An 11,535-nucleotide genomic window follows, 5' to 3' on the forward strand; every position below is an offset into this window, starting at 1 on the left:
ATGCGCCGGCGACAAGTATTTACGTGATTAGCCCCCTAAGAGGCCGTTAATGATTGCCCAACTGCCTGTGGTTGCCCCCGCGGCCCACTACCCGGAATTTATCGAGGCCCTGCGCGCCAGCGGTTTTCGTGGTCACCTGAGCGCTGACTACGGCACCCGAACCGTGTTGGCGACCGACAACTCGATTTACCAGCGCCTGCCGCAGGCAGCGGTCTTTCCCCGGGACGCCGAGGATGTCGCTCGCATCGCCACGCTGATGGCCGAACCACGGTTTCGCCAGATCAAGCTGACGCCACGGGGCGGGGGCACCGGGACCAACGGTCAATCGCTGACCGACGGCATCGTGGTCGATCTGTCGCGGCACATGAACGCCATCCTCGAAATCAACGTGGCCGAGCGTTGGGTCCGGGTGCAGGCCGGTGTGGTCAAGGACCAGCTCAATGCCGCGCTCAAGCTCCACGGGTTGTTCTTCGCGCCAGAGCTGTCGACCTCCAACCGCGCCACCGTGGGCGGCATGATCAACACCGATGCCAGCGGCCAGGGCAGTTGCACCTACGGCAAGACCCGCGACCATGTGCTGGAGCTGCACAGCGTGCTGCTCGGCGGTGAGCACTTGCACACCCAGCCACTGTCCGACGCCGAGCTGGAAACAGCGTGCGCCGATACCGGCCGTATCGGCGAGGTATACCGCACCGCCCGGCAGATCCAGGAAACCCAGGCCGGGCTGATCGAGTCGGTGTTCCCCAAGCTCAACCGTTGCCTGACCGGTTACGACCTGGCGCACCTGCGCGATGACCACGGTCGCTTCAACCTCAACAGCGTGCTGTGTGGCGCCGAGGGTTCGCTGGGGTTCGTGGTCGAGGCCAAGCTCAACGTGCTGCCGATTCCCAAGTATTCGGTGTTGGTGAACGTGCGCTATGGCAGCTTCATGGATGCCTTGCGCGATGCGAACGCATTGCTGGCCCATAAACCGCTGTCCATCGAAACGGTGGACTCCAGGGTGTTGATGCTGGCGATGAAAGACATCGTCTGGCACAGCGTCGCCGAGTATTTCCCGGCTGACGCCGAGCGCCCGACCCTGGGCATCAATCTGGTGGAGTTCAGCGGCGACGACGTTGCGCAAGTGAACGCCAATGTAGCGGCCTTCGTGGTGCATCTGCAGCGCGATACCACCATCGAGCGCCTGGGCCATACGCTGGCGGAAGGGGCCGAGGCGGTGAACCGCGTCTATGCCATGCGCAAGCGTTCGGTCGGGCTGTTGGGTAACGTCGAAGGCGAAGTCCGTCCCCAGCCATTCGTGGAAGACACCGCGGTGCCACCGGAGCGGCTGGCCGACTACATCGCCGAGTTTCGCGCTCTGCTGGACGGCCACGGCTTGAGCTACGGCATGTTCGGTCATGTCGACGCCGGTGTGTTGCACGTGCGTCCGGCACTGGACATGAAAGACCCGGCCCAGGCCGCGCTGGTCAAGCCGATTTCCGATGCCGTGGCCGAACTCACCCAGCGTTACGGCGGCTTGCTCTGGGGGGAACACGGCAAGGGTCTGCGTTCGGAGTACGTGCCGGCGTTCTTTGGCGATTTGTACCCGGCGCTGCAATCGCTCAAGGGCGCGTTCGACCCCTTCAACCAACTCAACCCCGGCAAGATCTGCACGCCGCCGGACGCCGCCGAAGGCCTGCTCAAGGTCAACGAGGTGACACTGCGCGGTGACCTGGATCGGCAGATCGACGAGCGTGTCTGGCAAAGTTACGGCACTGCCGTGCACTGCAACGGCAATGGCGCCTGTTACAACTTCGACCCCGACGACGCCATGTGCCCGTCCTGGAAAGCCACCCGCGAACGCCAGCATTCCCCCAAGGGGCGGGCATCGCTGATGCGTGAATGGTTGCGTCTGCAGGGCGCGGCCAATGTCGATGTACTGGAAGCGGCGCAGGGCGGTGCGTCGTGGTTGAAGGCGTTGCCGGCGCGGCTGCGCAACAATCTGGCGCGCTCACGGGGCGAGGCGGATTTCTCCCACGAAGTCTATGACGCCATGGCCGGCTGCCTGGCCTGCAAATCCTGCGCTGGACAATGCCCGATCAAGGTCAACGTGCCGGAGTTCCGCTCGCGTTTCCTGCAGCTCTACCATGGCCGCTATCAACGGCCGCTGCGGGATTACCTGATCGGTTCGCTGGAATTCACCATTCCCTATATGGCTTACGCGCCGGGCCTCTACAACGCGGTGATGGGCTCGACATGGTTGAGCCGACTGTTGGCGAACCAGGTAGGCATGGTCGACAGCCCGCTGATCAGTCGCTACAACTTCCAGGCCACCTTGAGCCGCTGCAAGGTCGCGGTCGCCAGCGTACCGGCCCTGCGTGAGCTCACGCAGGCACAACGGGAGCGCAGTGTGGTACTGGTGCAGGACGCCTTCACCCGCTACTTCGAAACGCCGTTGCTGGCCTCTTTTATCGAACTGGCGCATCAGTTGGGCTACCGGGTCTTCCTGGCGCCGTACAGCGCCAATGGCAAGCCATTGCATGTGCAGGGCTTCCTCGGTGCCTTCAACAAGGCGGCGATCCGCAATGCTACCCAGCTCCAGGCACTCGCCGACTGCTCGGTGCCCCTGGTGGGCCTGGATCCAGCCATGACTCTGGTCTACCGCCAGGAATATCAGAAAGTGCCAGGGCTCAAGGCTTGCCCGAAAGTCCTGTTGCCTCAGGAATGGCTGATCGATGCGGTTCCGCAGCAGCCAACTCCTGTTGCCCGGACGTTCCGCCTGCTGGCGCACTGCACCGAAAAGACCAACGTGCCCGCCAGCACTTCCCAGTGGCAAACCGTGTTCGCCAAGTTGGGGCTCAAGCTGGCGATCGAGGCGACGGGCTGCTGCGGCATGTCCGGCACCTATGGCCATGAACTGCGCAACCAGGACACCTCGCGAACCATTTTCGAACAGTCCTGGGCTGGCAAGCTGGACAAGGAAGGGGAGGCATTGGCGACGGGGTATTCGTGCCGCAGCCAGGTGAAACGGTTGGCGGACAAGCAACTGCGGCATCCGCTGGAGGTGGTGTTGGAGCAGGTGTTGGTTGGGCGGCGCGGTTAAGGAACTGGAGGGCGATGGCTGATGCCGGTCAACTGAGTCATGGTGTCATCCAGGTCCTGGCGCCTGGGTGACAATCGCTCTGACTCACCCACCGCTATCTCGAGCAGGCTCGCTCCCACAGTTTTCCGAGTCGCCCAAAGAAATCACGTTCACCACAAATCCCTTGTGGGAGCGAGCCAGCTCGCGATAGCGGTGGCTCAGCTTGCCTCATCCTTTGGCAGCACAAACTATCACTTCAACCCGCAACCCCGGATCAGCCAGTCTCGCTTCGCCGCAAGCGCGGGCCGGTGCGTGGCCTGCCGGGACCCAGGCATCCCATACCGCGTTCATCGCCGCAAAATCCGCCATGTCGGCGAGCCAGATGGTTGTTTGCAACAGTTGCTCCCTGGATGAACCGGCTTGTTCAAGCAAGGCATCCACCCGTGCCAACGCAGTGCGGGTCTGGTCGGCGACGCTGTGCTGTGGTTCGCCCACTTGTCCGGCCAGGTACACGGTATTGCCGTGGATAACAATCTGGCTCATGCGAGCGTTTGTGTGTTTGCGCTCAAGGGTGTGCATCAAAGGCTCTCCTGTGGAAAGGCGTTGCTCAGAAGCGTTGCGCTGAAAAACTGTCCAGCCACCGTGGCGCCTTGCCGACGATGCAGTCGGCGACCAACTGGCCGGTGGCGCCGGCCAGGGTCAGGCCCAGGTGTTGATGACCGAAGGCGTAGATCATTCGTGGTTCGTTGGGCGAGGGGCCGATCACGGGCAAGGAGTCGGGCAGGGAGGGGCGCAACCCCAACCATCGACGTGCGACCGGTTGAGTGATGCCCATCACACGGCGCACGTGGCGTTCCAGATAATCAAAGCGCTGTGGATTGGCCGGGTCGTTGATCGAGCCGAGCTCCACCGTGCCCGCTACCCGCAATCGTCCGGCCATGGGCGTCATGTAGAAGGCGCTCTCGACCGGGCAGCACGGGCGATTGAGCAGGGTGTCCTGCAGATCGAATTCGATGTGATAGCCACGTTCGGTATCCAGTGGAATATGATCCCCCACCTGTCGCGCCAGGAGCGCCGACCAGGCGCCGCCGCACAGTACGACCCGATCAGCATGGTAGATTCGCCCCTCTGCGCTCGACAGTTGCAGACCCTCGGTCCGACGCTGTATGCCTGTGATCATCGCCCGGTGCAGCGCTCCCTCGGCAACCAACGGCGCGACCAGCGCTTCGATGAAGGCTTGGGGATCATCCATGTGGGATGACTCGGGAAACAGAATGCCGGCCACCGATTTTCCGGCGAGCGCAGGTTCCAGTCGTTCAACATCCGCCGGAGTTAGCACCTGCTGGGCGAGGCCGAGGGAGCGGCGCAACTCGATGGCAGCCTGCGCGCCGGCAAATCCCTGCTCGGTGCTGTAGGCATAGAGGCACCCGTTGTGATGCAAGTGCTGGTCGGCCTGGGGACAGTCCGCCAGCAGAGGGGCATAGCCGCTGTAGGTATGCTGGAGAATCGTGCTCAGGGCCAACGTGTTGGCCTCGCACCGCGAAGTACGACATTCATTGAGAAACCGCAGTAGCCACGGCATCAGCTGTGGCAGGCGTTTCCAGTTGATGACGAAGGGCGACTCCTTTGAAAACAACAGCGTCGGAATCGCCTTCAGCAGCGCCGGCTGGGCAATCGGCATGACGCCATAGGGCGCGAGTGTGCCAGCATTGCCGTAGGACGCCCCCGAGGCAACGGCCTCACGCTCCAGCAACAGCACCTGATACCCCTGACGGCGCAGCCAGAGTGCCGTGGCAACTCCGACGACACCTGCGCCGATCACGGCGATTTCGCAATGAACGGGCTGTGTCATGGCCTCAGATCCGGTTGTGCATGTAGAGATGACCCTGGCGGGCCAACTGGCTGATGACGTTCAAGGCTTTGACCAGTTGCTCCCGGGATAGGGCTGCCGAGATGTTGATCCGCACCGCTTGTGGCGACAGTTCGGGGCGCAGGGTGAATGCGCCTCCGGCAAGCAACACGACGCCACGGTCGTGGCACAGTCGGGCGAAGCGTGAGCCGGTCCAGGGTTCCGGCAACACCAGCCAGGCGTGGGTCCCGGTGGCGCTGTGCTGGAATTCCAGACCTTCGAGGTGAGTGGCGAGCAGTGCCTGGCGCACGCGCAATTCTTCCCGTTGTTCGGCGACCAGTTGCTCGGCGTGACCGTCTTCGATCAGTCGGGTGGCGATCAGCGCGCTCAGCGGCGAAGTACTCCAACAATCGATGCGCTGCATGGCTGCGATGTCCTGCACCAGTGTGGGGGGGGCCATGACGAAGCCCATGCGCAACCCCGGTGCGATGCATTTGGAGAGCGCGCAGATGTAGATCGTCCGTTCTGGCAGCAACGCGGCGAAAGGCGGCGGCGACTGATCCAACAGGGGGCGATAGACATCGTCTTCGATCACCAGCAGGTTGGTTTCCCGAATCACGTGTGCCAACTCTTCGCGACGCTTGGCGTCAAGGGTGATGGCGGTCGGGTTCTGTATAGACGGTACCAGGAACAGCAGTCGCGGCTGATGTTCGGCGCAGGCCTGCCGCAAGGCTTCGGGGGACATGCCGCGGGCATCCGCGTCGACGCCCACCAGGATCAAACCCAGTGAACGGCACAAGGCGTTGATGCCCTGGTAGGTGACGCTGTCGGCCAGCACGACATCGCCGCTGCTGGTCAGGCTGCGCAACGTACTGGCGATGCCGTGCTGGGCGCCCTCGACAATCAGCATCTGCGAGGCCTGGGCCTGAACGCCGGTATGACACAACCACTGCGCGGCCGCTTCCCGGGCCCAGAGCGGGCCTTCGGACGGATGATAGTCCTTCATGTCACCAAAGCGCGGATCAGTGGAAAGGCGCGGCAACAACTGCGCCAGCGCCCGATTGAAGCCGTCGGTGGCGGGGCGATTGACACTCAGGTCGACAGTGCTGGGGTCGTTGCTGGGTGCCGACTGGAATTGCGCCGCCGGATGTCGGGGTTGCGCGACTTGGGTACCGCGGCCGGGCCGACTTTCCACCAGGCCTTTTTGTTGCAACACCGCCATGGCTTTGGTCACGGTGGTGATGTTCACGCTCAAGGCACTGGCGAACTCACGATGGGGTGGCAGGCGCTCACCTGGCTTGAGCCGGCCGTTACTGATCGCTTCGGCCAGGGAATCGGCCAATTGGGCGTAAAGGGTTTCTGCCTTGTCACGTTGCAAGGCCGCACTGGCCTTGAGCTCATCCAGCAGTTCTTCGAATTGATTCATGGTGCTATATCCTGATTATCATGCTCTTTGCACGGCAATGAACGAATTTGTATTGCTTTTTATCCGATACAAAGGTCATTGACAAGCTTAAAAACCGTATTTAGTGTGTGAATTGTATTGTTTGTAATGCATGACAATTAATCCGGCCACGGACGGTGCTTGAGTTGTTTGGCTTGAATGGTCCAACACAATAATTTGCCAAGAGGTGATCCATGTCCGACTTCAAATTCGACTCCCAGGGTATTTCCCGGCGCGGGCTGCTCAAGGCCACCGGCTATGGCTCACTGGCCGCACTGGTGGGTAGCGCAATGGGCCCGATGTCCTTTGCGTTCGCCGCCGGACAGCCGATCAAGACCGTGCGCCCCGGTTACCTGACGGCCGCGTGCCTAGGTGACATGCCACTGGGCGCACTGCGCGAAGGTACCCCCGTAGGCACCGATCTTGAGCTGCTGAAAATCATCGCTGATCGCCTCGAACTCAAGCTCGACGTGCTGACCATGGGCTTCCCGGCGGTGGTCGAAGCCGTAAGGTCGGGACGCGCCGACTGGTTCGGTGGCAACTTCGCCTGGAATCCGATGCGCTCGAAAATCCTGTTGCTGACCGACCCGGTTTTCTACACCGGTGCCTACGTGATCATGCGCGACAACGAACCCTATACCACCTCGATGAGTGTCAACGACGTGAAGGGCCGCACCATTGGTGCTATCACTGGCTATTTCACCATTCCGGACATGAAGAAGATCGAAGGGGTGAAGGAGGTCAAGCTCTACGACAATACGGACTCCTGCCTGCGCGATGTACGCGCAGGACGCCTGGATTTCGCGGTGCTCGACGCGCCCACTATCGACTACATGATCCTCCAGGACCCGAGCCTCAAGCTCAAACAGATCCCCATGGCCTACGATGAAAAATTCCCCAGCCTGACCGCCAAGTTCGAAGCGATCTGGGGCGTTCATCCGCAGCACCAAGACTTGTTCGACGGCATCAACCAGGGGTTGCGCTGGTTGAAAGCGACCGATCAGATCAAACCGGTCCTTGCCAAGTACGGGATCAAGAATCCCGATTACCTGGCGCCGCCGGCCAAGGATCCGCGTATTGGCGTGGACCGGGACGAGAAGGGCAACCTGATTGGGCCTTTCGAGCACCCACCGCGGGATTTCAGTCAGGCGTTCGCCTGAATCGAGGAGATGGCTTATGGCTGATTCAACTCCACTGGTGCGGATCGAAGGGCTCCACAAGTCCTTCGGTACCCTGGACGTGCTCAAAGGCATCGACCTCAGCGTCCAGCAAGGCCAAAAGATCTCGCTCATCGGCCCCAGCGGGTCGGGCAAGACCACCTTGTTGCGCTGCGTCAACTACCTGGAAGAGCCGACTCGAGGCGACATCTACATTGATAACGAGCTGATCGGCCAGCGCCTGGCGGGTGACCGGAAAGTACCCATGAGCGATAAGGAGCTGGCGCGCATGCGTGCCGACATCGGTATGGTGTTCCAGCGTTTCAACCTGTTTCCGCACCTTTCCGTGCTGGAAAACATCATTCTTGGTCCGCTCAAGGTGCAACAGCGCAACCGTGCCGAAGCGGTGCAGATGGCCGAGGAGTTACTGAACAAAGTGGGCATGTTCGCCAAGCGTGATGCGTTCCCGGAACAGCTCTCGGGCGGGCAGCAGCAACGCATTGCCATCGCCCGGGCGCTGGCGATGCGACCTAAGTTGATGCTGTTCGATGAGGCTACTTCGGCGTTGGACCCGGAACTGGTAGGCGAGGTGCTGAACGTCATGCGCAAGCTGGCGGAGGAGGGTATGACGATGATTATCGTGACTCACGAAATGAGCTTCGCCGAGAGCATCTCTGATCAGGTGATCTTCATGGCCGATGGCAATATTGTCGAACAGGGTCCGCCCCGGCAGATTTTCCGCGAGAGCCAGGTCGAACGCACCCGCTCCTTCATCCGTGCCGTGCAGGAGCATTGATCGATGTTCGATTCGACTGCACTGAGCAAAGCCATCGAGATGCTGCCGTACTTTTTGAATGTGCTGGGTATCGGGGCGCTGACCACGGTTGGCCTGACGGCCGCGTCGTTTGTCGTGGCGGCCCTGTTGGGGTTCTGCCTGGCGTTGATGCGGCTTTCGCGCAGCCGCATCCTGAGCCTGATCGCCAGTGTGTACTTGGAGGTGTTTCGCAACATACCGATCCTGACCCAGCTGTTCATCCTGTACTTCGGACTGACCTACATCGGCATCACGTTGCCGGCAATCGGTGCGGCGATCATCGGCTTTGGCCTCAATGGTGCAGCCATTCTGTCGGAAGTGTTCCGTTCGAGCATCCGTACCATCGACCGAGGCCAAAGCGAAGCGGCATTTTCCATTGGCATGACCCGTTCCCTGGCAATGCGCATCATTGTGTTGCCGCAGGCGTTCAAGGTCGCAATTCCCGGGATGGCCAACTTTGCCATCGGCCTGCTCAAGGACACTTCGCTGGCATCGGCTGCCGCGGTGCCTGAACTGACCTTCAAGGCACGCATGCTGGTTAGCGAAACCTACCAGACCAACCTGATCTACTTCTTGCTGGCCGTCATCTACCTGGGCTTGAGCCTGGTGCTTTCACATTGGGCTGCTCGCACCGAGCGCCGTCTCAAAGTTGTCAAGGAGAATTGATATGGGCTATGGCGAGTTGTGGGAAGCAACCCATGTCGAGTTCCTGACAGCGGCTTGGGCCACGCTTCAGTTGGCGTTTGGTGCGCTGGTGATCGGTTTGGTCGTCGGCTTGCTGGTGGCGCTGGCGCGGTTGTCCGGCAGTCGCTCATTGCGGCGTGCGGCGTTGTTCTACATCGAAGTGTTTCGCGGCACGCCAGCATTGGTGCAACTGTTCATCGTCTACTTCAGCCTGACCGAGATCGGCGTGCAGTTCAGTTCATTCCAGGCCGCTATGATCGGCCTGGGGCTCAACGCCGCCGCCTACCTGTCGGAGATCTACCGCGCGGGCCTGGAGGCGGTGCCGAAAGGGCAGGTGGAAGCGGCGAAAGCGATTGGCATGCCGCATCTCAAAGTGTTGCGCTGGGTCGTTTTGCCCCAGGCCATTCGCATCGTGCTGGCACCCATTGGCAACGTTGCGATCTCGCTGCTGAAAGACACCTCGGTGGCGTCGCTGATTGCTGCCCCTGATTTGATGTTGCGTGCCCAGGATCTGAGTTCGGTGTATTTCATGCCGCTGGAAATCTACATTCTGGTGGGGGCAATCTACTTCGTACTGTGTTATCCGCTTTCGCTTGGCGTGCGATTGCTGGAGCGCAGGACGCGGCATTGAAATGTTCGTGATTGATCGGGTCGGTACAGAGTTTCTACCCTGCCACAAATCGTTCCCACCCCAATCCCCTGTGGGAGCGAGCCCTGCTCGCGATAGCGGTGGGTCAGCTTGAATTGATGTCGGATTTACGGCCGTCATCGCGAGCAGGCTCGCTCCCACATTGGTTTTTCGAATCACCCAAACCATCCTGCCCACCCCAGATCCCCTGTGGGAGCGAGCCCTGCTCGCGATAGCGGCGTGTCAGTTCGCATTGATGTCGGACGTGCCACCGCCTTCGCGAGCAAGCCCGCTCCCACAGTTCCGTGGCTGAGCTCCAATGTATCTCTATGTATCCAGCCCCTTTGTCGATACGGACTGTTTCTTTACAGGCTGTTGCTGACACATCCGCGATACCTGTCCGTCCTTAAATGACCCACGTCGAGACAGCACACGAAACCGCGCACGTCATACCTAGGTATCGACCGACACCATGGTGCAATCCTCCATGGGGCATCGCGATGGTTTGATCGAGCTGCTTGAGCCGATTAGTCAAAAAGGAGAACCACTATGCAAGCAGCTTCTTCCGCTTTTACCTGGCAACGCTGTCTGGCGTCATCCGCCCTCGTCAGCGTGTTCGGTCTTGCCCTGTCTGCCGGCAGTGGCGTCACACTGGCTGCTGACAACCCCACCGCCAGTGCCGCACCGGCCGGGTCGGAGGCTATTCGCCCGTACCGTATTCACGTCGATGAAGCGCAGTTGACCGAACTGCGCAAACGCATCGCGGCCACCCGCTGGCCCGACAAGGAAACCGTCAACGACGTGTCCCAGGGCGTGCAACTGGCCCAGGTCCAGGCGCTGGTGAAATACTGGGGCGATGGTTATGACTGGCGCAAGGCCGAGGCCAAGCTCAATGCCCTGCCGGAGTTCATCACCACCATCGATGGCGTCGACATTCAGTTCATCCACGTGCGTTCGCGCCACCCCAACGCCATGCCGCTGATCCTTACCCATGGTTGGCCGGGATCACAGTTCGAGTTCCTCAAAACCATCGGCCCGCTCACCGATCCAACCGCTTACGGTGGCCGTGCGGAAGATGCCTTCGATGTGATCATCCCGTCCATTCCCGGCCATGGTTTTTCCGGCAAGCCGACCGAATTGGGCTGGGGCCCCGACCGGGTGGCGAAGGCCTGGGACGTGCTGATGAAGCGCCTGGGCTACAGCCATTACGTGTCCCAGGGCGGCGATCATGGTTCGGTGATTTCCGATGCGCTGGGCCGCCTGGCGCCGCCCGGGTTGCTGGGTATCCACCTGAACATGCCGGCCACCGTGCCGCCGGAGCTGGTAAAGCCGATCAACAGCGGCGATCCGGCCCCCTCGGGCCTGACCGATCCGGAACGCCGGGCCTACACCTCCCTGAGCACGTTCTTCGGTCGTAACGCGGCCTACGGCGCGATGATGGTGACCCGGCCGCAGACCATCGGCTACCTGCTGGCCGACTCGCCCACCGGTACGGCGGCGTGGATGTACGAGAAATTCGCGGCCTGGACCGACAGTGACGGCAAGCCTGAACGCGTGCTCAGCCGCGATGAAATGCTCGATGACATCAGCCTCTATTGGCTGACCGACACCGGCGCGTCGTCCTCCCGTTTCTATTGGGAGAACAACAACAATAACTTCAGCGCGGCCGCGCAGAAGACCTCGGATATCAAGGTGCCGGTGGCGATCACCGTGTTCCCGCACGAAATCTATCAAGCGCCGAAAACCTGGGCACAGCGCGCCTATCCGTCGCTGTCCTACTTCAACCAAGTCAGCAAGGGCGGTCACTTCGCGGCCTGGGAACAGCCGCAACTGTTCAGCGAAGAACTGCGCGAAGCATTCCGGCCACTGCGTGCGGCGGCGAAATAATCCGGCACCGC

The 11,535-nt window shown here is 61.2% G+C and carries 9 protein-coding genes; 6 read left to right on the top strand and 3 right to left on the bottom strand.

Annotated elements, in window-relative coordinates:
- The first annotated feature begins 49 nt into the window (after positions 1–49).
- Positions 50–3,082: an FAD-binding and (Fe-S)-binding domain-containing protein gene (locus FGE05_RS05995; protein ID WP_139642404.1), complete on the top strand. Its 3,033-nt coding sequence runs from the start codon at positions 50–52 to the stop codon at positions 3,080–3,082.
- A 207-nt stretch (positions 3,083–3,289) separates the two neighbouring features.
- On the opposite strand, the gene FGE05_RS06000 is transcribed toward FGE05_RS05995, so the two are convergent.
- Genes FGE05_RS06000 through FGE05_RS06010 form a run of 3 tightly spaced genes read right to left on the bottom strand, consistent with a single transcriptional unit; the run spans position 3,290 to position 6,336 of the window.
- Positions 3,290–3,640: a RidA family protein gene (locus FGE05_RS06000; protein ID WP_139642406.1), complete on the bottom strand. Its 351-nt coding sequence runs from the start codon at positions 3,638–3,640 to the stop codon at positions 3,290–3,292.
- Positions 3,641–3,668: 28 nt separating this feature from the next.
- Complete coding sequence (locus FGE05_RS06005) at positions 3,669–4,913, bottom strand: FAD-binding oxidoreductase (RefSeq protein WP_139642408.1); 1,245 nt, start codon at positions 4,911–4,913, stop codon at positions 3,669–3,671.
- 4 nt (positions 4,914–4,917) lie between these two features.
- Positions 4,918–6,336, bottom strand: a complete 1,419-nt coding sequence (locus FGE05_RS06010; protein WP_139642410.1) for a PLP-dependent aminotransferase family protein — start codon at positions 6,334–6,336, stop codon at positions 4,918–4,920.
- Positions 6,337–6,548: 212 nt separating this feature from the next.
- Between FGE05_RS06010 and FGE05_RS06015 the strand changes: the two genes are divergently transcribed.
- The 5 genes from FGE05_RS06015 to FGE05_RS06040 all read left to right on the top strand — a co-directional run bounded on the left by FGE05_RS06015 (position 6,549) and on the right by FGE05_RS06040 (position 11,524).
- Entirely contained in the window at positions 6,549–7,514 is a 966-nt protein-coding gene (locus tag FGE05_RS06015; protein WP_139642412.1) for an ABC transporter substrate-binding protein, read from the top strand.
- Positions 7,515–7,530: 16 nt separating this feature from the next.
- A complete protein-coding gene (locus tag FGE05_RS06020; protein ID WP_139642414.1) occupies positions 7,531–8,307 on the top strand; it encodes an amino acid ABC transporter ATP-binding protein in 777 nt (258 codons plus the stop codon).
- A 3-nt stretch (positions 8,308–8,310) separates the two neighbouring features.
- Positions 8,311–8,991 carry an amino acid ABC transporter permease gene (locus tag FGE05_RS06025; protein ID WP_139642416.1) on the top strand — a complete coding sequence of 227 codons (681 nt, stop codon included), beginning with the start codon at positions 8,311–8,313 and terminating at the stop codon, positions 8,989–8,991.
- Position 8,992: 1 nt separating this feature from the next.
- The gene (locus tag FGE05_RS06030) at positions 8,993–9,640 is read left to right on the top strand and encodes an amino acid ABC transporter permease (RefSeq protein ID WP_139642418.1); all 648 of its coding nucleotides are present in this window, start codon (positions 8,993–8,995) and stop codon (positions 9,638–9,640) included.
- A gap of 546 nt (positions 9,641–10,186) precedes the next feature.
- Entirely contained in the window at positions 10,187–11,524 is a 1,338-nt protein-coding gene (locus FGE05_RS06040; RefSeq protein ID WP_139642422.1) for an epoxide hydrolase family protein, read from the top strand.
- Positions 11,525–11,535: the final 11 nt, after the last annotated feature.

The organism is Pseudomonas sp. ICMP22404 (assembly GCF_006227205.1).
Taxonomy (GTDB): Bacteria; Pseudomonadota; Gammaproteobacteria; order Pseudomonadales; family Pseudomonadaceae; genus Aquipseudomonas.